This window comes from Pseudophaeobacter sp. C1-32P7, from assembly GCF_041008775.1.
GTDB classification, from domain to species: domain Bacteria; phylum Pseudomonadota; class Alphaproteobacteria; order Rhodobacterales; family Rhodobacteraceae; genus Phycobacter; species Phycobacter gallaeciensis_A.
On the sequence record NZ_JAXGFR010000007.1, the window covers coordinates 23,828 to 48,259 of the forward strand.

The following is a 24,432-nucleotide window of genomic DNA, read 5'->3' on the forward strand; positions in this document are numbered from 1 at the left end:
CGCGGGAGCGCCACGTTGTCAGGTACCTTGCCGCAGCACCGCGCCGGGGTTCATGATGCCGTGGGGATCGAGCGCGTCCTTGATGGCGCGCATCGCGGCCAGTTTTACCGGATCGCCATAACGCTCCAAATCGCCGGTCTTCATGCGCCCGATGCCATGCTCCGCACTCATCGACCCGTCGAAATCAGCCACCAGATCATGCACCGTGCGTTTCACATCCTCGCGCAGGTGTTCGTACTCCTTGCGCGTCTTTCCCGCCGCCGGGAAGACGTTGTAATGCAGGTTGCCATCGCCCAGGTGGCCAAAGCAGTTGATCCGCATATCGCCCTCTCCCAGCCGCGCAATAGCCTCTCCGCCGCGCGTGATGAAATCCGGAATTTCCGAGATCGGCACCGAAATGTCGTGGCTGGAAATCGCGCCGATCAGACGGTTGGCCTCGGGGATCGTCTCGCGCACCGTCCACAGGGCCTCGCGCTGCGCCGCCGACTGGGCAATCACCCCGTCCTGCGCCAGATCGGCCTCCAGCGCCGCCTCGAACAGGTCCGCAAGCGCCTCTTCCGGGTCCAGCCCGCGCGCCAGCCCCAGGTCAATCAGCACGCACCATTCCGGCGCCTCGGCAAAGGGTTGCCGCACCTGCGGCATGGTTTCTGCCAGAAACGCCAGCCCCTGCCGGTGCATCAGTTCAAAGGCGCTGATCCCTTCGCCCAGCTGGTCACGCGCCAGCGACAACAGCGCAATTGCCGCCTGCGGCGAAGGTACTACAAAGACCGCCGTGCCCTGCGCCGCCGGGATCGGTGACAGTTTCAACGATGCCGCAGTAATGACGCCCAAAGAGCCTTCGGAGCCGACAAGAAGATTGCGCAGATCGTAGCCGGTGTTGTCCTTCCTGAGGCGCGACAGCCCGTGCCAGATCTCTCCATTGGGCAGCACTGCCTCCAGCCCCAGGCACAGATCGCGGGCATTGCCATAGCGCAGCACATTGACCCCGCCTGCATTGGTCGCAAGGTTGCCGCCAATCCGGGCCGAGCCTTCGGCGGCCAGCGACAGCGGAAACAAGCGTCCGGCCTCAGTCGCGGCGGCCTGCACATCGGCAAGGATCGCGCCCGCTTCGGCAATCAGCACGTTTTCCTCGGGGTAGACGCCGCGGATCGCGGTCATCTTTTCCAGCGACAGCAGTAAGGGCGCCGGGCCTTCCGGCATTACCTGACCGCCGACCAGACCGGTACCGCCGCCATAGGGGACCACCGGCACCCGCGCCTCATGCGCAGCGCGCACCAGCGTTGCGACCTCTTCGGTGGAGTGCGGCACGGCCAGCAAGCCCGCCTGCCCCTGATACCTTCCACGCGGCTCTTCCAGATAGCGTGGGTCGGCGGGGCGCAAAACACCCTCAGGCAACTGATCGGCAAGGCGGGCGACAAAGGCGGAATCGGCAGAATTCAGTGTCATGAGACCTGCATGTCCAATTGCGCCTCCCAAGGCAAGACTGCTTACTCGTCTTTGCGCAGATAAGAGGGGCGCAGCACATGGATCGTCGGCCTGTCCGGCAGGCTGCGCAGCGACACAGTGATATCTGCCGCGCCATCCTGCACCACGTCGAACTCCGGCCCGATCTGCGACAGGAAACGCTCCAGCGAGTAGCCGGTGAACCAATGCATCGGCAGGATTACCGAGGACCGCAGCCGGTTCAACACCTCGACCATTTCAGGCAGCGCCAGGGTCATGCCGCCATCCACGGCGGCCATCACCACATCAAGCCGCCCCAGCGCCGCGAATTGCTCGGGCGTCGGCACGTGATGCAGATGGCCCAAATGCCCGATGCACAGCCCGGCGACCTCAAACACGAAAATCGAATTCCCGGCCACCTCGACCCCATCGCTGTAGGCAGAGCGGATATCGGTGGGCACGTTGCGGATCAGCATTTCACCCAGATCCAGATGGTGGCTGATCCCCTCACCAAAGGCACCCCAGCCTTCCAGCACATGCGGGATAGCCGGATCGGGATGGGCGGTCCAATGGGTTTCATGAGCGTGGTTCATGGTGACCACATCCGGGATGAAATCGGCCGATCCGGTAAAGCCGGTGAAGTCGGTCACCACGTTCAGGCCACCTTCGGTCTGGATCAGGAAACTGGCGTGCGACAGATACCGGATCCGCACCGAATGTTCCGGCACCGGGTCCTGCCAGCTGGCCTTATACAGATAGGCAATCCCTGGGGCCGCCTCAGCGAGAGCAATGCAATGGCTGGCCCGGCGCTCCTGCGCGGCCAGCGGAGCGGCGAAGATTGCCGAGACTACGAGCGAAACCAGATACTGAACAAAAACACGCATGGCAGAAGTGTAGCGCACTCGCCCTTTCTGTCAGCCTGTTTTCCGCAAAATCAGCATAAGTGAGCCTCTGCCCCCAGACACTGCCCCGAGTTATGCGCCGCTGCGCTCTGATCGTGTCGGCAAACACTCCCGCCCGGCCCGCGGCATTCACAGAATGCCCCTGCCCCGTTGGGCCCGGCGCCGCGCTAGGCGCGGCGCTGCACCGTGCAGCGCACGGTACCATGCCCAAGGCCGCCAAGGGGCATCGGCACAACCGGTGCATCTGCGGGCGCGGGAGGGGTCGCCCTCATACTTCGAAGAGGTATTTCTAAGCCTGACCGACCAGCGTCTTGCCGCGCCGGTCGTGGCGCAGCGAGGCATAGAGCACATGGGTGCGCCAGCGGCCGTTGATCTGCAGATAGGATTGCGCGACGCCTTCGTATTTGAAGCCCGAGCGTTCCAGCAATCCGCGCGAGGCCACGTTTTCCGGCAGGCAGGCGGCCTCGATCCGGCTGAGGTCCAGCTTGCCAAAGGCATGATGCACCACCGCGCCAATCGCCTCGGCCATGTAACCACGCCGCGCAAAGGGCTGCCCGGTCCAGTATCCAAGGGTACCCGCCTGCGCTGGACCGCGGCGGATATTATCCAGCGTGATCGCCCCCACCAGCGTCTGATCCGAGCGCCGGACTAGGAACAGCGGCAGCGCCGAGCCGGAGGACACCGCCCGCTGCGCCCAGTAGACCCGGTTGGTAAAGGCCTTGCGGCTGAGGTGATCCGGCGCCCAGACCGGCTCCCAAGGGACAAGATAGTCCTGGCTTTGCAGCCGCAACGCCGCCCAGCCGTGAAAATCGCCATGCACCGGCGGTCTGAGCGTCAGACGTTCTGTTTCAAGCCGGACTTTACGGCGGGACAGCAGCATCAGGCAGCGCGCCTCTCCTGCAGCCGCGCCAGACTGGGCGCATCAGCGACCGGACCATAAAGCGCCAACGCCGCCGGTGCCGCGACCGCAAGGCGTTCGGCCAAAGCCCGCACCCCGGCGACGGTTACCGCGTCAATGCGGGCCACGGTATCCTCCAGCGGCGGCACCCGGTCCCAGATCTGCACCAGACGAGCCAGACGTTCGGCGCGGTTCGACGGGCTTTCTAGCCCCATCAGCATGCCGGCCTTCATCTGGGCGCGCGCGCGCGCAACTTCGTCTTCGCGCATATCTTCGGCGGCGCGCTTCATTTCGTCGATGGTGATATGCGCCAGATCGGCAAGCTGATCGCCCGAAGTCCCTGCATAAATCGTCGTCGACCCGGTATCCGCATAGGCGCCTGCCTGCGCAAAGATAGTATAGCAAAGACCCCGCTTTTCGCGGATTTCCTGGAACAGACGCGAGGACATGCCGCCGCCAAGGGCGCTGGCATAGATCTGCGCGGTGTAGATCTCATCATCGCGGTAGCCGGGGCTTTCAAGAGCCAGCGCAAAATGAGCCTGCTCCAGCGGCTTATCCCGCCGCGCCTCGCCGCCACCGGTAAAGCGCGCGGCATCCGGTTCCGGCACTGGTCGTGGCGCCATATGGCCGAACTGCGCCTCGGCCAGCCGCACCAGCGCGTCGTGATCCACCGCACCGGCCGCAGCCAGAATCATCTGTCCCGGTCCGTAGTGCTGATCGACAAAGCCTTGCAGGTCATTACGAGAAAAGCTGCGAATGCGTTCTGCCGGGCCCAGAATGGTGCGCCCCAGCGCCTGATCGCGATAGCTTTCTTCCTGCAACCAATCAAAGATCACATCGTCCGGCGTATCCAGCGCCTGACCGATCTCCTGCAGGATCACCCCGCGCTCGACCTCAATCTCACGCGGGTCGAACACCGGATTGAGCAGGATATCCCCGATCACATCCATCGCCAGCGGCACGTCATCCTTCAGAACCCGCGCGTAATAGGCCGTGACCTCGCGGCTGGTATAGGCGTTGATATAGCCGCCCACATCCTCGATCGCCTCGGCAATCTGCAGCGCCGACCGGGTCTTAGTCCCCTTGAAGGCCATATGCTCAAGAAAATGGGCGATCCCATTCTGTTCAGGCCGCTCGTGGCGGCCGCCTGCTGTCACCCAGATCCCGATAGAGGCGGATTCCAGCCCCGGCATGTTCTCCGAAACGATGCGGAACCCGTTGGCGAGTGTGTGTTGCTGAACTGTCAATTCGCGATGTTCTTTCTGATATGCGCCTCAAGGGCGGCCAGATCGTTGTCGATGCGGGTGACGCGCTCGTCGCGCTCATAAAGATCCGCCATGCGGGCGGGCAGCGGCGGGTGGATACCACTCGCCTCTTCCACCGCGGCTGGGAATTTCGCCGGGTGGGCCGTCGCCAGCGTCACCATGGGGATATCGGCAACGCGCAACTGGTTTGCAACCTTCACACCAACGGCGCCGTGGGGGCACAGCAGTTCGCCCGAGGCGGTCCATTCGGATTTGATCGTCGCCATGGTTTCTTCTTCCGAGGCGCGGCCCGAAACATAGGTCTCCTGCAGCGCCTGCATGGCGCCCTGGCTGACCTCAAAGCCGCCCGTCTTCAGCTCATCCATCAACTGACCCACGGTAGCGCCATCCTGCCCGTAGGCGTAGAACAGGGCACGTTCAAAGTTGGAAGAGACCTGAATGTCCATCGACGGGCTGATCGAGGGAATGGTGTCGCCCTTGAAATAGCCCTGCCCCGAGAGGCAGCGGTGCAGGATGTCGTTCTGGTTGGTGGCCACCACCAGTTGGTCGATGGGCAGGCCCATCTGTTTGGCGATATAGCCGGCGAAAATGTCACCAAAGTTGCCCGTGGGCACGGTGTAGCTGATCTTGCGATGCGGCGCGCCAAGGCTGACAGCAGAGGAGAAGTAATAGACCACCTGCGCCAGCACGCGGGCAAAATTGATCGAGTTCACCCCGGCAAGGCGTACGCTGTCACGGAACTCAAAATCGTTGAACATGTCCTTGACCGCCGCCTGACAGTCGTCGAAGTCGCCTTCGACCGCCAGTGCGTGCACGTTGCTGTCCGCAGGCGTGGTCATCTGGCGGCGCTGCACCTCGCTGACGCGTCCATGGGGATAAAGGATGAAGACATTGACCGCATCCAGCCCCCGGAAAGCTTCAATCGCGGCAGAGCCGGTATCGCCAGAGGTGGCGCCGACGATGGTCACGCTTTCGCTGCGGCGCTTCAGGGCGACTTCGAAGAGCTGACCGATCAGCTGCATCGCGAAGTCCTTGAACGCGAGGGTCGGGCCGTGGAACAGCTCCAACAAGAAATGATTGGGCGCCAGCTGTTTCAGCGGTGCGCGAGCAGCGTGACCAAACCCGGCATAGGCCTTGGCGATGATCTCGCGGAATTCGTCATCGGTGAAGCAATCGCCGAGGAAGGGGCGCATCACCCGGAAGGCAGTTTCCTCGTAAGACAGGCCCGACAGGGCCGCGATCTCATCATGGCTCATCTGCGGGATCTCGGCGGGCACATAAAGGCCGCCGTCGCGGGCCAGCCCGGTCAGCATCGCCTCTTCGAACGTCAGCTCGGGCGCCTGCCCGCGGGTGGAGATGTATTTCATCGCTTCAGCCTTCGGATTTGACGCGGTTGCGCCACAGGAAATAGGCGGTCATCGCGGCCCAGATAAAGGCCAGCGAAAACCAGGTGAGTGCATATTGCAAGTGGTCATTGGCAATGCCCGATATGGTAACGGGCTGCGGCAGGGTCGCGCCGGGATCCACTAAGTCCGAGCGCAGCTCGCGCAGGATCACCATCGCCGGTTCGGTGCCCAGCTCTGCCGCCATCGGCGCAACGTCGCGGGCATACCAGATGTTCTTTTCCGTGTCCGGCTCCGGTGTGAACCCGTCCACCTCGACCGGCCAGTGCAGGTTGCCGATCACGGTCGCAGAACCGATGGTGCGGGTCTCATCCTTGCGGCTGGCGATGATGAAGCCACGGTCCAGCAGCAGGCGACGACCGCCGTCGGTCACGAAAGGCGCGATAACGCGATAGCCCGCGCCGGTGCCCTGGATCGAGGTCAGAACGTGCAATTCACCCGGCAGGATCTCGCCCTCAAGACGCACAGGCAAGTATTTGTCACACTCAGGCTCCAGCACCTCGGGCAAAGGGCCGGGGGCATCCGCAATGCGCGCTTCGATGGTGGCCAGGATGTCTTCCTTCCAGGCCAGGCGCTGCATCTGCCAGATCCCAAGCGATAGCAGCGCCAATAGGCCCAGCCCGCCAACAAGGGATAGAAAGATAAACCGCCGCATCGCGTCCTCATCGCCAATGGAAAAGCGCGCGGAGGAAGCCCCCGCGCGCTGCGTTTCTTACGGGCTGTCTGCGGATTTTGGAACCACAAACCTGTACCCGCTACAATTTCCGGTGTCGCCCGGGTCGGCTTAGTGCGCCAGACCTGCGGTGCCCCAGACGTAGACCGCTACGAAGAGGAACAGCCAGACAACGTCAACGAAGTGCCAGTACCAGGCAGCGGCCTCGAAACCGACGTGCTGCTCGGGGGTGAAGTCACCTTTCAGCGCACGGATAAGGCAAACAGTCAGGAAGATGGTGCCGATGATCACGTGGAAACCGTGGAAACCGGTGGCCATGAAGAAGTTCGAGTAGAACTCATCAGCGCCGAATTCCCAGCCTTCGTGCAGCAGGTGCGCGTATTCATAGCCCTGCAGGAAGGTGAAGAAGAGGCCCAGAACGATACCGATGGACAGGCCCTGAACCAGCGCCTTGCGGTCGTTGTTGTGCACCAGTGCGTGGTGCGCCCAGGTCACGGCACAGCCGGACAGCAGCAGGACCAGGGTGTTGATCAGCGGCAGGTGGAAGGCATCGACCGGATAGATGTCGGGCTGCACATAGGAGGTGCCGACATAGGTTTCCATCGGGTAGATGGCGTGTTTGAAGAACGACCAGAACCAGGCGAAGAAGAACATCACCTCGGACATCACGAAGAGGATGAAGCCATAACGCAGGCCGATGCGGACCACCGGGGTGTGATCGCCCTGACGGCTTTCGGCCACCACTTCGGACCACCAGGCGAACATGACATAGAGCACCATCGCCAGGCCGCCCCAGAACAGCCATGCCGTGATGCCATGCATCCACAGCACTGCGCCGAACAGCATTGCAAACCCGCCTACGGAGCCCAGAAACGGCCAGATCGACGGCGGCAGAATATGAAAGTCGTGATTTTTAGCATGCGCCATTTAAGTGTCCCTCACCTAGCGGCCTAGTTCGTGGTTATGCCTGCCCCGGCTTTATCACCGGTGTCGAGAGCGGCATAGCCCTCGGGCAGATCGATTTCATAGAACGTGTACGAAAGCGTGATCGTATGCACGTATTTTGCGTCCCGGTCGTTGACGATTTCCGGATCCACAAAGAAGGTCACGGGCATCTGCACCCGCTCCCCCGGTTGCAGCACCTGCTCTGTGAAGCAGAAACAGGCGATTTTCTCAAAGTAGCCACCGGCCGAATAAGGCGTCACGTTATACGCTGCCTGCCCCGCGACGGGGTGGTCGGTTGGATTGTATGCTTCGTAGAAGGCCAGACCGGTCTCGCCGATCTTCAGCTCCATCTCGCGCTGCACGGGTTTGAACTCCCAGGGCATGTCGCGCTCCTTGGAACCGTCAAAGCGCACCGTGATGGTCTGATCCAGCACAGTATCCGCGCCTTGCTCTGCCACGCCGGTGACGCCGCCAAATCCGGTGACCCGGCAGAACCAGTCATAGAAGGGCACCGACGCCCAAGACAGCCCGCCCATCAGCGCGACCACGCCGACCAGTTGCAGAACCGTTTTCTGTGGTCCTTTGATCGCCATCAGCCCTGCCCCGCCTGTGATTGGGTCTGCGGGAATTTGAAGCCGTTCGAGGTTACCTTGACCATGGTCAGAGCCAGCACCAGCACCACAAAGGCGCCCAGCAGCAGGCCAACGCCCATGTTGCGCCCGAGGCGCCGTTTGTGCAGTTCATGTTCCTTGCGCAAAGCCATATTACCAGCCTCCCAGACCATAGGGTTTCAACAGGGCTTCGACGAGAATCGCGCCGAAGTGCAAAAAGAGGTAGAGCAGCGACAGCTTGAAGAAACTGCGCTCAGCCTTGAAATTGTCGGCCTCGCTGTCGTCCTCATCGCGGCGGAAGATCTTCCAGGCGCCGTGCAGGAACAGCGCGTTCAGTACCACGGCCACGGCCAGATAGACCGGACCACCGATGCCCGAGAACCCGGTGCCCACAGCCAGAACCGCCAGCAGGATGGTGTAGACGAGGATATGAACGCGGGTGGCGCGGCGACCGTGGGTCACGGTCAGCATCGGAACGCCCGCATCATCGTAATCCGAGCGCATGAACAGCGCCAGCGCCCAGAAGTGCGGCGGCGTCCACATGAAGGTCAGCGCGAACATCAGCCAGGGTTCAACCGACATGGTGCCGGTGGCGGCGATCCAGCCGATCACTGGCGGGAAGGCCCCGGCGGCACCGCCGATAACGATGTTCTGCGGCGTCGCCCGCTTCAGCCACATGGTGTAGATGACGACGTAAAAGAAGATGGTGAAGGCCAGAAACGCACCGGCAAAGAGGTTCGTCGCCAGTCCCAGCATGATGCAGGAAAGGCCCGAAAGCGCCAGACCAAGGCTCAGCGCCTCGCCCTTGTCGACCTTGCCTGCGGGAATCGGGCGCGACTTGGTACGTTTCATCACCTGATCGATATCCGCATCCCACCACATGTTGAGCGCGCCAGAGGCGCCACCACCGATGGCAATGAACAGAATCGCGGCAAATCCGATGACCGGATGCACACCAACCGGAGCAGCCAGCAGGCCGACGAGGGCCGTAAACACGACCAGTGACATCACGCGCGGCTTCAGCAGGGCGAAATAATCGCCAAAGCTGGGCTCGTCTTCGCGGATGGTGCTGGCATTGATGCTTGCGTCGCTCATGTCAGTCTCTTCGGCCACTGAAGGATGGCCGCGCGGGCGCATCCTCGTTGCATTTAAGATGGTGCTATGGGCGCTACCATCGCGGCGCGCCCATGTTCGGGGCCGGACGTTCCGGCCCCTGCTTTAGTCAGTTGGAGGCAACCTGATAGGACTGCGGCAGACCCGCATATTCCTCGATCGCGCCGTCCAGCCATGCGTCATAGGCTTCCTGGCTGACCACTTTTACAGTGATCGGCATATAGGCGTGGTCCTTGCCGCAGAGTTCAGAGCACTGACCGAAGTAGATGCCTTCTTTGGTGGGCTTGAACCACAGTTCAGCCAGACGGCCGGGAACCGCGTCCTGCTTCACGCCGAAGGCAGGCATCGCCCAGGAGTGGATCACGTCGGCGCCGGTCACCTGCATCACGATGGTCTTGCCAACGGGGACAACAACAGCGGTGTCGGTTGCCAGCAGGTACTCGTCCTCGGCATAGCCGTAATCGGCCAGTTCGTCCTTGGCGAGGAGGAAGCTTTCATAGCCAAACTCGTGGTCGACGTATTCATAGCCCCAGTACCACTGGTAGCCGGTTACTTTGATGGTGACGTCGGCTTCGGGAATTTCCTGCTGGCGGAACAGTTCCGGCAGCGAGAAGGAGCCGATGAAAACCAGGATCAGGATCGGGATCACGGTCCATGCGATTTCGATCGGAGTGTGGTGGGTAAACTGCGCCGCGTTGGGGTTCGCGCGCTTGTTGAAGCGAACGATTGCGAACAGCAGCAAACCAGCCACAAAAACGCAGATGGCGGTGATGATCACCAGGATCAGCCCGTCCAGCATGTGAATGCCTTCCGCCAGTTCAGTTGCGGCCGGCTGGAAACCCAGACCGCCGTTGGTCGGCTTACCAATGGATTCAAGACCTTCTTGCGCTGTGGCTGGAAGGCTTGAGAGGCCAGCGAAAAGGCCCGAAAGCATCAAAGCATTCTTCATATCGTGTCCTGATCGTTTGATCGCGTTATTAGCTGCTACCGGTAACGTCGCTGGAAAGCTTGATTCCATAAAACGCACCGAACCCGTTGTCTTTGACGCTGCTTAAAATCATATTCCAACGTGCAGATAAAGAGGCAGGCGAGCGGCAAAGCGTCGCTTTCTTGATTTAGATCAAAAAAAACCGCCGTCGCGAAGAGGATTTGAGACATGGAAACCACGGCCTACCGCCCGTTTGAGACCAGCCTCCCCGAGGATGAGGCGCTTGGCGTGCTGCGCAGCGCCACTCAAGGGGCCGACGATGGCGAGATTTTTGCCGAGCGGCGCAAATCGGAGGCGCTGGTGTTTGATGACGGGCGGCTGCGCAGCGCCAGTTACGATGCCTCCGAAGGCTTTGGCTTGCGGGCGGTCAATGGCGATGTGGCGGGCTACGCCCATTCCACCGACGTGTCGATCAGCGCTCTGACCCGCGCCGCGGAAACGGCGCGCCTTGCGGTGGGCGATGGCGGCGGCACCTATGCCGAACCACCTGCGGCCACCAACAGACATCTTTACGCCGACACCGATCCGATCAGCGCGCTGCCCTTCCCGGTGAAGGTCGAGACCCTGCGCGAGATCGACGCGTTCGCCCGCGATCTGGATCCTCGGGTGGTTCAGGTCTCGGCGACGCTGGCGGCCTCCTTGCAAGAGGTAGAGATCCTGCGCGCCGACGGGGTGCGGGTGCGCGACGTGCGCCCGATGACCCGGCTCAATGTCTCGGTGATCGTGGAACAGGACGGCCGCCGCGAAAGCGGCTCGGCCGGAGGCGGTGGCCGGGTTGGTCTGGACGGGTTGATTGATCCCGTTAGTTGGCAGGCCAAAGCCCGCGAGGCGCTACGAATCGCGCTGGTCAATCTCAAAGCAGTGCCTGCACCCGCCGGGGAGATGGAAGTCGTGCTTGGGCCGGGCTGGCCGGGTATCCTCTTGCACGAGGCCATCGGTCACGGTCTTGAGGGCGATTTCAACCGCAAGGGCAGTTCGGCCTTTGCCGGGCTGATGGGGCAGCGGATTGCCTCCCCCGGTGTCACGGTTCTGGACGATGGCACAATCCCGGACCGGCGCGGCTCGATTACGGTCGACGATGAAGGGACCCCCAGCCAGAAAACCACCCTGATCGAAGACGGCATTCTGGTTGGCTTCATGCAGGACCGCCAGAACGCCCGCCTGATGGGGGTTGAGGCCACCGGCAACGGACGCAGGCAAAGCTATGCCCACGCCCCAATGCCGCGGATGACCAACACCTATATGATGGGCGGCGATGCCGATCCGGCGGATCTGGTGGCCGGAATCAAGGACGGGATCTGGGCCGTTGGCTTTGGCGGCGGACAGGTAGACATCACCAACGGCAAGTTCGTCTTTTCCTGCACCGAGGCTTACCGGGTGCAGAACGGCAAGGTCGGCGCACCGGTGAAGGGCGCAACCCTGATCGGCGATGGTGCCACCGCGCTGCAGCAGATTCGCGCCCTCGGCAACGACATGGAACTGGATCCCGGCATGGGCAATTGCGGTAAAGCAGGCCAATGGGTACCCGTCGGAGTCGGCCAACCCTCTGTTCTAATGGGGGGACTCACCGTTGGCGGGGCAGCAATCTAAGTAAAGATTCCCCGACCAAACCCTTCGGAGTTGAGCACAAAACGGACCCAACGGTCCGTTTTTTTGCGTGACTGTATCAGAAACTGAATCAGTCTTGCCGCCGAGAAGAGGGCGCCATTCGCGATCGCGCCAACTTTTTTCTTTTAAAAACAAATAGCTATTCAAAGAATTCGAAAATCTTCGGAAAATTAAGGGTCATTCACCACCTGTTAACCCGTCAAGGTTAATTCTAATTGTGCAAACAGGCGGAGCAACGGATGACTGAAGAAGCATATTCTTCCACTCACCCCCCACTCCCACCCACCACGGAAGATCTCCGGCGTTCGTGGCTTCGCCTTTTGCGCTCCAGACGGGTAGGTCCGGCTACATTTTACCGGCTGCTGTCTGAACACGGTTCAGCGCAGAATGCGCTGGAAGCGTTGCCTAAAATGGCACGTTCCGCTGGGCTCAAAGGGTATGAAATATGCCCTTCCGATGCGGTAGACGCCGAAATAAATGTCGCAAAAGCCGCCAAAGCGCGGCTTTTGTGCTTTTCGGATCCTGAATATCCCGCTCCGCTTGCGCACCTGAAAGACGCACCGCCCGCGCTTTGGGCCATTGGCGACCTGTCCTTGCTGCAACGCCCCATGATTGCCATCGTCGGGGCCCGCAATGCCTCCTCCCTCGGGACGCGGATGGCGCGGGCACTGGCGCATGATCTCAGTGCCGTAGGATATGTGGTCGTCTCCGGGCTGGCGCGCGGCGTGGACACCGCCGCGCATCTTGCCGCCCAGCCCTCCGGCACCATTGCCGTCATGGCAGGCGGCGCGGATGTAATTTATCCTTCGGAAAACAACCGTCTGGGCAAGAGCATCGGCGAGCAGGGTCTGATCCTGTCAGAGCAACCCATGGGCCTAGCGCCCCAGGCCCGCCATTTCCCGAAACGCAACAGAATCATTGCCGGTCTGGCCCAGGCCGTTGTGGTGGTCGAGGCCGCAGCCAAATCCGGCAGCCTGATTACCGCCCGCGACGCATTAGATCTGGGCCGCGAGGTGCTGGCGGTTCCTGGCCATCCCTTCGATGCCCGCGCTTCGGGCTGCAACATGCTGATCCGCGACGGGGCGCAATTGGTGCGCAATGCCGCAGACGTGATCGCCGCGCTGCCGCCGGTGGAACAGCCTGCCCCTCTTTCAGGCTCTACCGATCAGCCTGACGCGCCACCTGCCAACGCAGGCCTCGCGGATCTGCCGCCGCCGCCTCCCGAACGGCGAAGCCTGCGCGAAACAGCCGCGCTGCATCAACAGGTTCTGGCTCGTCTTGGCCCCTCTCCCACGCCGGAGGATCAATTGCTGCAGGACCTCTCTGTCGCGCCAAAGGAGCTGTCCTCGGTCCTGACCGAACTGGAACTGGATGGCGCAGTCGACCGCCATCCCGGGGGCATGTTGTCCCGCCCGCCCGGAAGGAACGAAGGATGACGTGGGCCAGCCGATCCGGGCAAGCAACCCGGTCCTCACAGCTTGCCCCACATGGCGCAAAACATGGTGCAAAGGCAGCGCAACGCATGCGTCCAAAGCCCACGGATTGACAATCTCCCCTTGCGCGCCACATGTTGCCCCGCCATAGAACGCGCAGTATCCGCCCCTCAAGAGGTCCTGAATTTACATGCCAGTTGTTGTCGTCGAATCCCCGGCCAAGGCCAAAACAATCAATAAATACCTGGGCTCTGACTACACTGTGCTGGCGTCTTACGGACACGTCCGTGACCTGCCGCCAAAGGATGGGTCGGTCGATACCGAGCATGAGTTTGACATGAAATGGGAGGTCGGAAACGACAGCCGCAAACACGTCAAGGCCATCGCCGACGCTCTGAAAGAAGACAACGCCCTGATTCTCGCGACTGACCCTGATCGCGAAGGAGAAGCGATCAGCTGGCACCTGCAGGAAGCGCTGACCAAGCGCCGGTCGATCAAGAAGGACACACCGGTGAGCCGCGTGACCTTCAACGCGATCACCAAGGAAGCTGTCGCCGAAGCGATGAAAAACCCGCGTCAGGTGGACATGCCGCTGGTCGAGGCCTATCTGGCCCGCCGCGCGCTGGACTACCTCGTGGGCTTCAACCTGTCGCCGGTGCTGTGGCGCAAACTGCCCGGCGCACGGTCTGCGGGCCGGGTGCAATCAGTTTGCCTGCGGCTGATCGTTGAACGCGAGATGGAGATCGAAGCCTTCAATCCGCGCGAATACTGGTCGGTGAAGGCGCAACTTTCGACCCCGCGCGGGCAGGAATTCGAAGCGCGCCTGACGGTTCTGGGCGGCGACAAGCTGGATAAATACAGCCTCGCCAACTCCACTGCCGCAGACCTGGCAGTCAAAGCAGTTTCCAGCCGCGACCTGAAGGTGCAATCGGTGGAGGCAAAACCTGCCTCCCGCAACCCGTCGGCGCCCTTCATGACCTCCAGCCTGCAGCAGGAAGCCAGCCGCAAGTTCGGCATGGGCGCACGCCAGTGTATGAACGCGGCGCAGCGGCTTTATGAGGCAGGCTATATCACCTATATGCGGACCGATGGTATCGACATGGCGCCCGAGGCGGTTCAGGCCGCCCGCGCAGAGATCGAAACCCGCTATGGCGCCGACTATGTGCCGTCCTCGCCGCGCATCTACAAGAACAAGGCCAAGAACGCCCAGGAAGCGCACGAATGTATCCGCCCCACGGATATGAGCCGCGATGCAAAAAGCCTGAAAGTCAGCGAAGAAGAGCAGCGCAAGCTTTATGATCTGATCTGGAAGCGCACGATTGCCTGCCAGATGGAAGGCGCCCGGATGGAGCGCACCACCGTCGATATCGGATCAGGCGACGGTCAGGTGGTGCTGCGCGCAACTGGTCAGGTGGTGCTGTTCGACGGTTTCATGCGCGTCTACGAAGAAGGCCGCGACGATGTGGTGGACGAGGACGACAAGCGCCTGCCGCAAATCATGAACGGCGAAAACGTCAGCTTTGCCTCCTCGCTGGCAGCGCAGGCAGAAAAAGCGGGCAAGGACGCCGCGATCCTGTCGGAGAACGCCGCCGTTCTGGGCCTGCAGCACCACACACAGCCGCCACCGCGTTATACCGAGGCGACGCTGGTCAAGAAGATGGAAGAACTGGGTATCGGCCGTCCGTCGACCTATGCCAGCGTGATCACCACGATCCAGGACCGCGAATACGTCCGTAAGGAGAAGAACCGCCTGTTCCCCGAGGACAAGGGCCGGATCGTCACCATCTTCCTACTGAACTTCTTCAAACGCTACGTGGAATATGATTTCACCGCCGCGCTGGAGGAACAGCTGGATGACGTCAGCGCCGGTGAGGCCGATTACAAGGACATCCTGAGCAATTTCTGGCGCGACTTTTCCGCTGCGATTGCCGAGACATCGGATCTGCGGATCTCCGAGGTGCTGGATGTGCTGGACGATGCGCTGGCGCCGCAGCTCTACCCGCCGCGCGAAGATGGCACCGACCCGCGCATCTGCCCCAAATGCGGTGCGGGTCAGCTGCATCTGAAAACCTCGCGCACCGGCGGTTTTGTCGGCTGCGGCAACTACCCGGAATGCAACTACACCCGCCCGATCTCTGGCGAAGGCGCCGAAGGCTATGAGCGGGTCCTTGGCGAGGATGACGGTGACGAGATCCACCTGAAATCCGGCCGCTTTGGCCCCTATGTCCAGCGCGGCGAGGCCACGCCGGAAAACAAGAAGCCGCCACGCTCCTCCCTGCCAAAACAGGGCCGTGATTATCTGCCGGGCTGGGGCCCGAACGAGATCACTCTGGAGCAAGCCGTAACGCTGCTGACCCTGCCGCGCCAGATCGGGGAACACCCCGATGGCGGCATGATCGCCTCGAACCTTGGCCGGTTCGGTCCTTACATCATGCACCAGCGCCCGGATGAAGAAAAACCGGTCTACGTGAACCTGAAAGAGACGCTGGATGTCTTTGAAATCGGGATGAACCGGGCGGTGGAAATGCTGGCCGAGAAACGCGCCAACCCGGGCCGTGGCCGCCGCGCTGCTGCCAAGCCGCTGAAGGAACTGGGCGAACACCCCGAAAGCGGCGGCGCCATCAGCATCATGGACGGTCGTTATGGGCCTTACGTCAAATGGGAGAAGGTGAACGCCACCCTGCCCAAGGACGTAGAGCCCAAGGATGTTACCATGGAGATGGCGGTGCAGCTGATCACCGACAAAGCGGGCAAGACCAAGAAGAAAGCCCCGGCGAAAAAGGCCGCGCCCAAGAAAGCTGCTGCGAAGAAAACCACCGCGAAGAAGCCTGCGGCCAAGAAGACGGCCAGCAAGAAAACCGCGGCCAATGATGCAAGCGACAGCTAGGCTCGACTTTCGCCACACATGACCACCCTGCCCGGCCAGAAACCGGGCGGCTCCCGCCGGATCGGGGCACAGTGAAGAACTGTGACCGTTCCGTTGGGCCCGGCGCCGCTGACGCGGCGCGGTCCGGGCTGACCATCTTCGCACAACCCAAATTCAAGCTCGTCCAGGCGGCATTCTAGGTTCAGCGCCTAGGCGCGATCCCACAGCATGCCTGGCGAAGCCTCCCAAGCGGCTGGGTTCGCCAAAGGCGGCCGTTTGTTACGCCGGTGACGCCGGACGAGGTTCGCAGCCGCAGCGCCGGAAATGCAGGGTCTGGCGGCACTTGGCGCGGGCTGTCCCTGCATCAGAAACGGCAGGCGTTTTCGCAGGCTGGCGCGGTTTTCCGGCGACAGGCCTGCCAGTGCGATGGGGCCCGGTAGAAAACTCTCGACCGGCGCGCCTTCGGCGAAGAGGATTTCGTGCCGTTTGAGCATCAGGTGCCAGTAGTGATGCCTCGCTTGTACCACCGGCTGGGTGACGCCCGGCAGATCGATCATCTTTGTTGCCGGGACAAAGACCTGATCCGTTCCAAACATCCGGCCTGCAATGGGCGAGTCGAACAAAACCCGGTGCTGCGGCGACAGATAGAGATCGCGTTCCGGAAACCCCGCACCCAGTGCCTTTTCCCGAAGCCGGATCGGGGAGGTCCGCCGCCCCGCTGACACGGTTTCCTGCCCCAGCCAGATCAGGGGCTGAAACCCATGATCCAGCGTTTCCACGAGATCGCCGACCGACAGGCGCTCCACCGGGACCTCCCCGGCCGCTGCGCGTATCCGCGTTCCTTCAAGGAAGCACACAACAAAAGCATCGGCTTCGCGGTCGACATAGGCGTGGGTGCCCGCGTCATTAACGATGCCGGTGAACGTCATCGAGCGAATGCCGCCATCATTCAGCACATCGTTTTTGGCCGACCCCACCAGAAAGGGCGCCAGAAAGGTGCGCCCGGACATATCCTGCAGCAACAGAATCTCGGCCGCGGCTGTGGAGCCGTCATTGAAGACGAGATCGACCTGGTAATCGATGACACTGTCGAGCCCCGACGCGATGCCATCAAAGATCACATCTTCGGGAGACCAGCCGTAATCATTGCTGGAAACCGCACCGTCACCGCTTGGATCATCGAGGGTGAGATAGTCCAACTGCTGATACAAGGGAGATCCAGCAGAGCCGAAGGTCATGCCGACCAGCGCCGCCGCATTCTCGGCCACCGCATCCTGTTCGTCAGGATCCAGATCGGCCATGGCCCCCAGATTGATAACTTCGATTGTTTTCTGAGCCAATACAGGGCTCCTACACGCAACATATTCAACTATTCCAACATTAGCCCAACAACTCTTAACATTCCCCTTTCCGGAAACCCGTTTCGCTGAGCATCATTAACAGTAGGTCCTGGCACGGCCATGCCACGGGACACCGGTGGTCACGGCGTCGGTCATGGGAACCTGACTCCGTAGAAATACGCGTTTTTCTCCGTATTATTGACTCTGCCGACGCCGAGGCGCAGAACCCTCTCCAATAGGCAGTTTAGGGAGAACTCCGTGAAAAAAGTCTACTCCAACGCCGCCGAAGCGCTTGACGGGCTGCTTCATGACGGCATGTTCATCGCCGCCGGGGGCTTTGGCCTCTGCGGTATTCCAGAGCTTCTGCTGGACGCGATCAAAGACGCCGGCACCAAGGATCTGACCTTCGCCTCCAACAACGCGGGCGTTGATGATTTTGGCATCGGCATCCTGCTGCAGACCAAGCAGGTGAAAAAGATGATCTCCTCCTACGTGGGTGAGAACGCCGAATTCATGCGCCAGTACCTGTCCGGAGAGCTAGAGCTGGAATTCAACCCGCAGGGCACCCTGGCCGAGCGCATGCGCGCAGGCGGCGCGGGCATCCCCGGCTTCTTCACCAAGACCGGCGTGGGCACCGTGATTGCCGAAGGCAAGTTCGAAAAGCAGTTCCCGACCGGACCGGATGGCGCCATGCAGGACTACATCATGGAAGAGGGCATCTTTGCCGATCTCGCCATCGTGAAAGCCTGGAAAGCGGACGAAACCGGCAACCTGGTGTTCCGCAAGACCGCGCGTAACTTCAACGTGCCCGCCGCCACCTGCGGCAAGGTCTGCGTTGTCGAGGTCGAGGAAATCGTGCCCACTGGCAGCCTTGACCCTGATCACATCCACCTGCCCGGTATCTATGTGCACCGCATCATCCAGGGCGAGCACGAAAAGCGCATCGAACAGCGCACCGTTCGTCAGAAGGAGACCGCATAATGGCTTGGGATCGCAATCAGATGGCCGCACGCGCGGCACAGGAGCTGCAGGACGGCTGGTATGTGAACCTCGGCATTGGTATCCCGACGCTGGTGTCGAACTACATCCCCGAAGGCGTCGAGGTGACGCTGCAATCCGAGAATGGCATGCTGGGCATGGGCCCCTTCCCCTACGAGGGTGACGAGGATCCCGACCTGATCAACGCCGGCAAGCAAACCATCACCGAACTGCCGCAGACCGCGTTCTTCGACTCGGCACAGTCCTTTGCCATGATCCGTGGCGGCAAGATCGCCATGGCGATCCTGGGCGCGATGGAAGTGGCGGAAAACGGCGATCTGGCCAACTGGATGATCCCCGGCAAGCTGGTCAAAGGTATGGGCGGCGCGATGGACCTGGTCGCAGGCGTTGGCCGCGTGGTCGTGGTCATGGACCACACCAACAAGCACGGCGACAGCAAGGTTCTGAAGGCCTGCACCCTGCCGCTGACCGGCAAGGGCGTCGTGGACCGCATCATCACCGGTCTGGGCGTTCTGGACGTGGTCGAAGGTGGCCTGAAGATCGTTGAGCTGGCCGAAGGCGTCACCGAAGAAGAACTGCGCGCCGCAACAGAGGCGACCATCGTCAACTGATTGCTTAGCGACAGCAGAAACAAAAAAGGCCCGCCTGATGCGTTAGGCGGGCCTTCTTTTTGGCCGAAGCGGGTGCAGGACCTCGAAATCACCCGCGCCGTGCCAAAGGCGTACATACTTGCGCTGTGCCCACAGGAGATGACGGCCTGCAGCAGCGATGTAGCGCCCATGTCCTCGCCCTGAACAATGTCGATGGCAAAGGCATTGCGGCAGTTAAACAGGCGGGGGCGGATATCATCCCGGCCCCCACCCTGTCAGTTGTTGATACGATCGAGAAAGCTCAGCATCTTCCCGGCGATTTCCGGTCCCTTTTCCTGCAGGGCGAAATGGCCGGTGTTCAGCAAGTGAAACTCCAGATCGGTAAGATCGCGTTTATAGGGGTGCGCCCCTTCCTCGGGGCAGATCTGATCATTGGCGCCCCAGACCAACAGCGCGGGGGGCTGGTGTTCGCGAAACAGTGCCTGCCACTTGGGGTACTCGCTCAGGTTCGAGCCATAATCGAGGAACATTTCCAGCTGCACCTCCTGGTTGCCCGGGCGGTCCAGCAGATACTGGGCGTGCCAGAAATGATCCGGGCTGACGCTGGCCGGATCCTCTGCCCCATGGGTGAACTGCCATTTGGTGGCATCAAGGGTCAGAAAGCCGCGCAGCGCATCGCCGTTCTCCGGGCTGGGATCGGCCCAATAGGCGCGCATCGGCCCCCAGAACTCCCTTAGCCCCTCTTCATAGGCATTGGCGTTCTGGATGATGAAACCCGAGACCCGCGCCGGATCCTCGGCGAACATGCGAAACCCAACCGGTGCGCCATAATCGGTCATATAGACCGCGTAATTCTTCACGCCCTTCTGGTCCAGAAGCTGCGTCACCAGATCCGCCGTATTGGCAAAGCTGTAGTCATAATCGGCAGCAAGCGGCATGTCCGAGGCGCCAAACCCGGGATAATCCGGCGCGATCACATGATACTCCTGCGCCAGCACCGGGATCAGGTCACGGAACATATAGGAAGAGCTGGGGAACCCGTGCAGCAGCAACACCGTCGGATTCCTGGGATCACCTGCCTCACGATAGGCAATCGTGAGGCCCTCGATCATTTGCGAGGAAAAGGCGGTCTCAGGCATCGTGGATGCCTGAGCCGACGGCGCCACCGCAGGAGAGAGCGTCAGCGCCGCCGTAACAAGGGCTGAATTCAGCATGTTCATCGGGTCGAATGTCATATCAATTTACCTCGTAACAGAACGTACTGCAGCCAGCAGAAACGGAATGGCTGCCTTCAGACCTTCTGGCCTGCTTTCAGTCTTTCATTCTCCGCTTTGAGCTGGGCCAGCTGGCTGCGCAGGGGGGCCAGGTGGGGCTCCAGCTCCTCCAGCGTCAGACGCTCGGGGATGTGGCTGGGGCAATTCCAGTCAAAGGCTTCCAGATGGATCAGGATGGCCCGCTCAGGCGCGGCGCGCGCGCCGGTCGGGAACAGGCCATCCGTAGCCTCGGCACCTTCGATGATTTCAACCGTGCCCCAGATCTTCAGCCGCCGCCGGTTCGGGTAATCCATCAGGATCATCGCGAGACGGGCGTTATCCGTCAGGTTGCCAAGCGAGATATACTGCTTGTTGCCGCTGAAATCGGCATAGGCGATGGTCTTTTCGTCCACCACTTTCAGGAAACCGCGCGGTCCACCCCGGAACTGGACGTAGGGCCAGCCGGTTTCCGAAACGGTTGCCTGATAGAAGCCGTCGCGCTCGGCGATAAAGGCGGCTTCGGCGACGCCGATCCGATCACCGGAGCGTTCCGGGGTTTCCAGCAGGCGCCCATAGGCACGGGCAGACCCCTGCCGCTTCTGATGCTCACGCACGGATTCGGTAAAGGCAATTTCTGCAAAGGCACGGGGCATGGTTGCTCTCGCTTTCTTAGGACTGAACGGGCAGATCAGAGACCGAGGTCAGACAGACCGGGGTGATCATCGGGGCGACGGCCCAGCGGCCAGTGGAACAGACGCTCGTCTTCGCTGATCGGCTTGTCATTGATCGAGGCGATGCGGCGCTGCATGCGGCCGTCTTCGGCGAATTCCCAGTTTTCGTTGCCATAGGCCCGGTACCACTGGCCGCTATCATCGCGCCATTCATAGGCAAACCGCACGGCAATGCGGTTGTCGGTATAGGCCCAGAGTTCCTTGATCAGGCGGTATTCCAGCTCACGCGACCACTTGCGGGTCAGCAGGGCGCGAATTTCATCGTGGCCGGTGACGAATTCGGCGCGGTTCCGCCAGGGGCAGTTATCGGTATAGGCCGGCGCAACGATCTGCGGATCGCGGGTGTTCCAGCCATCTTCGGCAAGGCGCACCTTCTTTTTGGCGCTGGCTTCGTCGAAAGGCGGCAAGGGGGGACGGGTCATTCGGCGTGTCCTTTGGTCTTCATTTGGTTCGGAGGAGGAGAAGGTAAGGAAACCCCGGCCAGGGGGAGGCTTGGCCGGGGTTTATTGAGGGCGGCACCAATCAGTCGGCGGCCACCTTCAAGGCGAAAGCCGGGGTGTTGGCCTTCGCCACATGGGCAGCCACCGGGGCAGCCACATGAACGGTAAAAAGGGTTGCGAGAGCGGCAGCGCGGCTCGGCACCATGACGCCATTGGCGGGGTCAGACGGAAGGGAAAGAACGGTAGCTTCCGGCGGTGGGGGCGCTAGCATCGCCACGGCAATACCTGCGGTCAGAACAACGGGAGCCAAAGGGGATCGCATGGGGCTGAATAGTCGTTTCATCTGCGCCTCCACTGCTGCGCTTGCTTAACTGTACTGATCGGTAAATCCTGAACTCAAAGTGTACTGATCGGTACCCTTTTGCAATTCATTTTTTGTGATGTCCATTGAACGAATTCGTGAACACGATCTCAATCCTATGAAATTGTTCACTTTAATGTGTTGCAGTTGCCAACGCTGCACCTGCAAACTATGTACAGATCGGTACACAAAGAGACGAATCATGCGCCCAAACAAGCGAGACGAGCTGGTCCGAAAGGCCCTTGATGTATTTTACCGGAACGGGTTTCACGCCACCGGCATGGACAAGCTGGTGAGCGAAACCGGTGTGTCGAAGACATCGATGTACAAACACTTCCGCACCAAGGAGGATCTGATCCTCGCGGTGCTGCGCCTTCGGGATGAAAACTTCCGCCACTGGCTTTATCGCCGCATCGAAGAGCTGAGCGACACGCCGAAAGGACAGATGCTGGCGTTGTTCGACGCGCTTTCGGAATGGTTCACCAAGCCCGAGTTTCGTGGCTGCATGTTCATCAAGGCCAGCGCCGAGTTCCAGGAGATCAACCACCCGATCCACGCCCAGTCGGCCGCGCACAAGCAGATCCTGCAGGACCATTTTTCCGAAATCGCAGAGGCCGCCGACGCCAATGATCCCCGGCTGCTGGCCCGTCAGCTGCTGCTGCTGAAAGAAGGCGCAATCGTCTCGGCAGTGCTGGCGCGCGGCGGCGGGCTGGCCGGAGACCCCGCTGCGGACGCCAAAGAGGCCGCGCGCGGGCTGATTGATCTGCAGATCCCCTCAACCTGACACCTGCCCGGTTGTTCAACCGGTCATTCAAACCGGCGGAAAACGCAGCCGTCGGTGATCAACTCGGGCGGCGTCATGCACAGGCTGCGGGCCACCTGATAGGCCGCCAGCACCTTTGGCACGTAATCCCGCGTTTCCGGAAAGGGCGGCACGCCCTGATGGCTGCGCACCGCGCCCTCGCCCGCGTTATATCCGGCCAGGGCCAGAACCGCGTCGTTTTCAAATTCCTGCATCAGCCAATCGAGGTATTTGACGCCCCCCGCAATATTCTGCGGCGCCTCGAAGGCATCGGTAACCCCAAACCGGATGGCGGTGTCCGGCATCAACTGCATCAGCCCCTGCGCCCCGGCCGAGCTTTGCGCATCTACCCGCCCCTCGCTTTCCACCGCGATCACCGCCAGAGCCAGCGCCGGAGAGACCCGTGTGCCCACACTGGACAAAAGGATCGGCGTGCCTTGCGCTGCAACGATGTCCTGCAGCAGCTGCAGCCGCGGCGCAGCAACGCCACCTGTGCCCCCGGGTGAGGAAAGCGCGGCGATGGCAAGCTCCAGACGTGCAGCGCCGGTTGTCGCCCCCAGTTCCGGCGCAACCTGCTCCCAGAACCACTCATAGCGCCCCGGCAGGATCTCTCCGTCAGCTTCGCCGGTCGCCACCGCTTGCGCTGGGGGCGCCTCCGCATTTGGTTCGATTTGCACGGTGATGCGCGGCCCTGCCCCGGGTTGCGGCGGCTTGACCCGCTTTGCCTCGAAGTCGGGAAAAGGTTTAGGCGCCTGTTCCGCGCTTACGGGAAAGGCAAGCCAAAGGGAAAACCACACCGCAACAGCGGCACGAAAACGACGAATGGTCATGGGACTATTCAAAATCCTGTGAAGCGCTCAGCTTTTGGGTCTCAAGACTCGGTGAAATCCCTACCCGAATCCAGTCCACAGGTTCAGAATCTGGCATATTCGCCATATTTACAGGGGCCTGCCGCGCAAAAGCCACGCAGGTTTACACCTCATAAAGACTTAAATCCTTTAGTTTCAGAGCTTTGCTAAATTTCTTTAAAAATCATTAAATTTTGACTGCCTTTCCGGTTTTCGGCCCAAATGCTGCCACGCTCACCCGGCTATATGTATTCATCCAAGCCGGACAGGGTCGGTGAGAGAGAGAGACAGACCCACACAACGGACGGCGGGATAGTGCAAATTCAGTGATCCTTTGGAGGGACATAACCATGATCAAGTTCATCAAAAACTTCCGTAAAGACGACTCTGGCGCCGTGACCGTTGACTGGGTTGTTCTGACCGCAGCCGTTGCCGCCCTGGCAGGCGCTGTCTACACCGCAATCGAAACCGGCGCAGGCAGCCTGACCACCTCGACCGGCTCCTACATCTCGGGCAAGACCCCGACCGACCCGGCCGGCTAATAGCCTCACCTAGGCAAGACTATCGGGGCCGCGTCTTTCACGTCAAAGGCGTGGCCCTTTTCCTTTCCCGGAATTCCCGTTTTAAAAGGTAGCCCGACATGAAAAAGATCTGGTCTTTCCTAGCCAGGGATGAGGGCGCAGTAACTGTTGACTGGGTCGTTTTGGCCGCTGCTATCGTGGGGCTTGCCGTATTGATCTCTTCTGCCATGCAGGATGGGGCGATGGGGCTGGCCAATGCGATGCTCGCTTACATGTCTAACTGGTCGTTCGGCTGAAGCCAGCCACACAACAGACTGTTTGCATGACTGGACGGCAGCGTCCTGATCGATCCATGCACCGGTGTCGCATGCCGCGGAACCGGTTAACGTGAATGAGAGG

The 24,432-nt window shown here is 61.2% G+C and carries 25 protein-coding genes; 8 read left to right on the forward strand and 17 right to left on the reverse strand.

The annotated features are described in order from the left end of the window. Positions 1-18: 18 nt before the first annotated feature. The 11 genes from SM763_RS11520 to coxB all read right to left on the reverse strand — a co-directional run bounded on the left by SM763_RS11520 (position 19) and on the right by coxB (position 10,202). On the reverse strand, positions 19-1,446 hold the full coding sequence (locus SM763_RS11520) for an FAD-binding oxidoreductase (protein WP_368998626.1): 1,428 nt from the start codon (positions 1,444-1,446) through the stop codon (positions 19-21). Positions 1,447-1,487: 41 nt separating this feature from the next. Further along, complete coding sequence (locus SM763_RS11525) at positions 1,488-2,327, reverse strand: MBL fold metallo-hydrolase (protein WP_368998742.1); 840 nt, start codon at positions 2,325-2,327, stop codon at positions 1,488-1,490. Positions 2,328-2,634: 307 nt separating this feature from the next. Continuing rightward, complete coding sequence (locus tag SM763_RS11530; RefSeq protein ID WP_065272710.1) at positions 2,635-3,225, reverse strand: GNAT family N-acetyltransferase; 591 nt, start codon at positions 3,223-3,225, stop codon at positions 2,635-2,637. After that, a complete protein-coding gene (locus SM763_RS11535; RefSeq protein ID WP_368998627.1) occupies positions 3,225-4,490 on the reverse strand; it encodes a M16 family metallopeptidase in 1,266 nt (421 codons plus the stop codon). The genes SM763_RS11530 and SM763_RS11535 overlap by 1 nt, the downstream gene beginning before the upstream one ends. Continuing rightward, positions 4,487-5,875 (reverse strand): threonine synthase, encoded by a 1,389-nt coding sequence (thrC, locus tag SM763_RS11540; protein WP_368998628.1) that lies wholly within the window; start codon positions 5,873-5,875, stop codon positions 4,487-4,489. Before thrC ends, SM763_RS11535 begins: the two co-directional genes overlap by 4 nt. A gap of 4 nt (positions 5,876-5,879) precedes the next feature. Then, positions 5,880-6,566: an SURF1 family protein gene (locus tag SM763_RS11545; RefSeq protein ID WP_368998629.1), complete on the reverse strand. Its 687-nt coding sequence runs from the start codon at positions 6,564-6,566 to the stop codon at positions 5,880-5,882. 129 nt (positions 6,567-6,695) lie between these two features. After that, the gene (locus SM763_RS11550) at positions 6,696-7,511 is read right to left on the reverse strand and encodes a cytochrome c oxidase subunit 3 (protein ID WP_065272707.1); all 816 of its coding nucleotides are present in this window, start codon (positions 7,509-7,511) and stop codon (positions 6,696-6,698) included. Between the two features lie 23 nt (positions 7,512-7,534). Next, positions 7,535-8,122 carry a cytochrome c oxidase assembly protein gene (locus SM763_RS11555; protein ID WP_065272706.1) on the reverse strand — a complete coding sequence of 196 codons (588 nt, stop codon included), beginning with the start codon at positions 8,120-8,122 and terminating at the stop codon, positions 7,535-7,537. After that, positions 8,122-8,292: a cytochrome c oxidase system small membrane protein gene (locus SM763_RS11560; RefSeq protein WP_065272705.1), complete on the reverse strand. Its 171-nt coding sequence runs from the start codon at positions 8,290-8,292 to the stop codon at positions 8,122-8,124. The genes SM763_RS11555 and SM763_RS11560 overlap by 1 nt, the downstream gene beginning before the upstream one ends. 1 nt (position 8,293) lies before the next feature. After that, positions 8,294-9,235 carry a heme o synthase gene (gene cyoE, locus SM763_RS11565; RefSeq protein WP_065273732.1) on the reverse strand — a complete coding sequence of 314 codons (942 nt, stop codon included), beginning with the start codon at positions 9,233-9,235 and terminating at the stop codon, positions 8,294-8,296. A gap of 127 nt (positions 9,236-9,362) precedes the next feature. Then, positions 9,363-10,202 carry a cytochrome c oxidase subunit II gene (coxB, locus tag SM763_RS11570; RefSeq protein WP_065272704.1) on the reverse strand — a complete coding sequence of 280 codons (840 nt, stop codon included), beginning with the start codon at positions 10,200-10,202 and terminating at the stop codon, positions 9,363-9,365. A 207-nt stretch (positions 10,203-10,409) separates the two neighbouring features. Between coxB and tldD the strand changes: the two genes are divergently transcribed. From tldD to topA, 3 genes are all read left to right on the forward strand, one after another. Next, positions 10,410-11,831, forward strand: coding sequence for a metalloprotease TldD (tldD, locus tag SM763_RS11575; protein WP_065272703.1), 1,422 nt, complete (start codon positions 10,410-10,412; stop codon positions 11,829-11,831). Between the two features lie 257 nt (positions 11,832-12,088). After that, positions 12,089-13,285, forward strand: coding sequence for a DNA-processing protein DprA (gene dprA / locus SM763_RS11580; protein WP_368998630.1), 1,197 nt, complete (start codon positions 12,089-12,091; stop codon positions 13,283-13,285). A 187-nt stretch (positions 13,286-13,472) separates the two neighbouring features. Then, the gene (gene topA, locus SM763_RS11585) at positions 13,473-16,169 is read left to right on the forward strand and encodes a type I DNA topoisomerase (protein WP_368998631.1); all 2,697 of its coding nucleotides are present in this window, start codon (positions 13,473-13,475) and stop codon (positions 16,167-16,169) included. Between the two features lie 188 nt (positions 16,170-16,357). On the opposite strand, the gene SM763_RS11590 is transcribed toward topA, so the two are convergent. After that, positions 16,358-17,488 (reverse strand): Hint domain-containing protein, encoded by a 1,131-nt coding sequence (locus tag SM763_RS11590; protein ID WP_274831294.1) that lies wholly within the window; start codon positions 17,486-17,488, stop codon positions 16,358-16,360. 258 nt (positions 17,489-17,746) lie between these two features. On the opposite strand from SM763_RS11590, the gene SM763_RS11595 reads away from it, so the two are divergent. Together SM763_RS11595 and SM763_RS11600 are read left to right on the forward strand one after the other, a co-directional pair. Then, positions 17,747-18,469, forward strand: coding sequence for a CoA transferase subunit A (locus SM763_RS11595; protein ID WP_065272699.1), 723 nt, complete (start codon positions 17,747-17,749; stop codon positions 18,467-18,469). Then, positions 18,469-19,098 carry a 3-oxoacid CoA-transferase subunit B gene (locus SM763_RS11600; RefSeq protein ID WP_065272698.1) on the forward strand — a complete coding sequence of 210 codons (630 nt, stop codon included), beginning with the start codon at positions 18,469-18,471 and terminating at the stop codon, positions 19,096-19,098. Before SM763_RS11595 ends, SM763_RS11600 begins: the two co-directional genes overlap by 1 nt. Positions 19,099-19,352: 254 nt before the next feature. On the opposite strand, the gene SM763_RS11605 is transcribed toward SM763_RS11600, so the two are convergent. The 4 genes from SM763_RS11605 to SM763_RS11620 all read right to left on the reverse strand — a co-directional run bounded on the left by SM763_RS11605 (position 19,353) and on the right by SM763_RS11620 (position 21,844). Next, positions 19,353-20,312: an alpha/beta fold hydrolase gene (locus tag SM763_RS11605; RefSeq protein ID WP_368998632.1), complete on the reverse strand. Its 960-nt coding sequence runs from the start codon at positions 20,310-20,312 to the stop codon at positions 19,353-19,355. A 56-nt stretch (positions 20,313-20,368) separates the two neighbouring features. Continuing rightward, positions 20,369-20,983 carry a pyridoxamine 5'-phosphate oxidase family protein gene (locus SM763_RS11610; RefSeq protein WP_065272697.1) on the reverse strand — a complete coding sequence of 205 codons (615 nt, stop codon included), beginning with the start codon at positions 20,981-20,983 and terminating at the stop codon, positions 20,369-20,371. Between the two features lie 35 nt (positions 20,984-21,018). Further along, positions 21,019-21,483: a nuclear transport factor 2 family protein gene (locus SM763_RS11615; RefSeq protein WP_065272696.1), complete on the reverse strand. Its 465-nt coding sequence runs from the start codon at positions 21,481-21,483 to the stop codon at positions 21,019-21,021. Between the two features lie 100 nt (positions 21,484-21,583). Next, positions 21,584-21,844 carry a hypothetical protein gene (locus tag SM763_RS11620; RefSeq protein WP_274827752.1) on the reverse strand — a complete coding sequence of 87 codons (261 nt, stop codon included), beginning with the start codon at positions 21,842-21,844 and terminating at the stop codon, positions 21,584-21,586. A 220-nt stretch (positions 21,845-22,064) separates the two neighbouring features. Between SM763_RS11620 and SM763_RS11625 the strand changes: the two genes are divergently transcribed. After that, positions 22,065-22,646 (forward strand): TetR/AcrR family transcriptional regulator, encoded by a 582-nt coding sequence (locus tag SM763_RS11625; protein ID WP_065272695.1) that lies wholly within the window; start codon positions 22,065-22,067, stop codon positions 22,644-22,646. 23 nt (positions 22,647-22,669) lie between these two features. Here SM763_RS11625 and SM763_RS11630 read toward each other — a convergent pair whose 3' ends face one another. Beyond that, positions 22,670-23,494, reverse strand: a complete 825-nt coding sequence (locus SM763_RS11630) for a lytic transglycosylase domain-containing protein (RefSeq protein ID WP_368998633.1) — start codon at positions 23,492-23,494, stop codon at positions 22,670-22,672. A gap of 368 nt (positions 23,495-23,862) precedes the next feature. On the opposite strand from SM763_RS11630, the gene SM763_RS11635 reads away from it, so the two are divergent. Beyond that, positions 23,863-24,054: a hypothetical protein gene (locus SM763_RS11635; RefSeq protein ID WP_368998634.1), complete on the forward strand. Its 192-nt coding sequence runs from the start codon at positions 23,863-23,865 to the stop codon at positions 24,052-24,054. Positions 24,055-24,152: 98 nt separating this feature from the next. Continuing rightward, positions 24,153-24,329 carry a hypothetical protein gene (locus SM763_RS11640; protein WP_368998635.1) on the forward strand — a complete coding sequence of 59 codons (177 nt, stop codon included), beginning with the start codon at positions 24,153-24,155 and terminating at the stop codon, positions 24,327-24,329. Positions 24,330-24,432 lie beyond the last annotated feature (103 nt).

Coding starts and splice junctions, on each gene's coding strand:
- SM763_RS11555 (WP_065272706.1), bottom strand. CDS start 8,122: ATGGCGATCAAAGGACCACAGAAAACGGTTCTGCAACTGGTCGGCGTG.
- SM763_RS11625 (WP_065272695.1), top strand. CDS start 22,065: ATGCGCCCAAACAAGCGAGACGAGCTGGTCCGAAAGGCCCTTGATGTA.
- SM763_RS11520 (WP_368998626.1), bottom strand. CDS start 1,446: ATGACACTGAATTCTGCCGATTCCGCCTTTGTCGCCCGCCTTGCCGAT.
- dprA (WP_368998630.1), top strand. CDS start 12,089: ATGACTGAAGAAGCATATTCTTCCACTCACCCCCCACTCCCACCCACC.
- SM763_RS11640 (WP_368998635.1), top strand. CDS start 24,153: ATGAAAAAGATCTGGTCTTTCCTAGCCAGGGATGAGGGCGCAGTAACT.
- SM763_RS11530 (WP_065272710.1), bottom strand. CDS start 3,225: ATGCTGCTGTCCCGCCGTAAAGTCCGGCTTGAAACAGAACGTCTGACG.
- cyoE (WP_065273732.1), bottom strand. CDS start 9,235: ATGAGCGACGCAAGCATCAATGCCAGCACCATCCGCGAAGACGAGCCC.
- SM763_RS11550 (WP_065272707.1), bottom strand. CDS start 7,511: ATGGCGCATGCTAAAAATCACGACTTTCATATTCTGCCGCCGTCGATC.
- SM763_RS11630 (WP_368998633.1), bottom strand. CDS start 23,494: ATGACCATTCGTCGTTTTCGTGCCGCTGTTGCGGTGTGGTTTTCCCTT.
- SM763_RS11605 (WP_368998632.1), bottom strand. CDS start 20,312: ATGACATTCGACCCGATGAACATGCTGAATTCAGCCCTTGTTACGGCG.
- SM763_RS11560 (WP_065272705.1), bottom strand. CDS start 8,292: ATGGCTTTGCGCAAGGAACATGAACTGCACAAACGGCGCCTCGGGCGC.
- tldD (WP_065272703.1), top strand. CDS start 10,410: ATGGAAACCACGGCCTACCGCCCGTTTGAGACCAGCCTCCCCGAGGAT.
- SM763_RS11610 (WP_065272697.1), bottom strand. CDS start 20,983: ATGCCCCGTGCCTTTGCAGAAATTGCCTTTACCGAATCCGTGCGTGAG.
- SM763_RS11620 (WP_274827752.1), bottom strand. CDS start 21,844: ATGAAACGACTATTCAGCCCCATGCGATCCCCTTTGGCTCCCGTTGTT.
- thrC (WP_368998628.1), bottom strand. CDS start 5,875: ATGAAATACATCTCCACCCGCGGGCAGGCGCCCGAGCTGACGTTCGAA.
- SM763_RS11525 (WP_368998742.1), bottom strand. CDS start 2,327: ATGCGTGTTTTTGTTCAGTATCTGGTTTCGCTCGTAGTCTCGGCAATC.
- SM763_RS11635 (WP_368998634.1), top strand. CDS start 23,863: ATGATCAAGTTCATCAAAAACTTCCGTAAAGACGACTCTGGCGCCGTG.
- SM763_RS11615 (WP_065272696.1), bottom strand. CDS start 21,483: ATGACCCGTCCCCCCTTGCCGCCTTTCGACGAAGCCAGCGCCAAAAAG.
- SM763_RS11600 (WP_065272698.1), top strand. CDS start 18,469: ATGGCTTGGGATCGCAATCAGATGGCCGCACGCGCGGCACAGGAGCTG.
- coxB (WP_065272704.1), bottom strand. CDS start 10,202: ATGAAGAATGCTTTGATGCTTTCGGGCCTTTTCGCTGGCCTCTCAAGC.
- SM763_RS11545 (WP_368998629.1), bottom strand. CDS start 6,566: ATGCGGCGGTTTATCTTTCTATCCCTTGTTGGCGGGCTGGGCCTATTG.
- topA (WP_368998631.1), top strand. CDS start 13,473: ATGCCAGTTGTTGTCGTCGAATCCCCGGCCAAGGCCAAAACAATCAAT.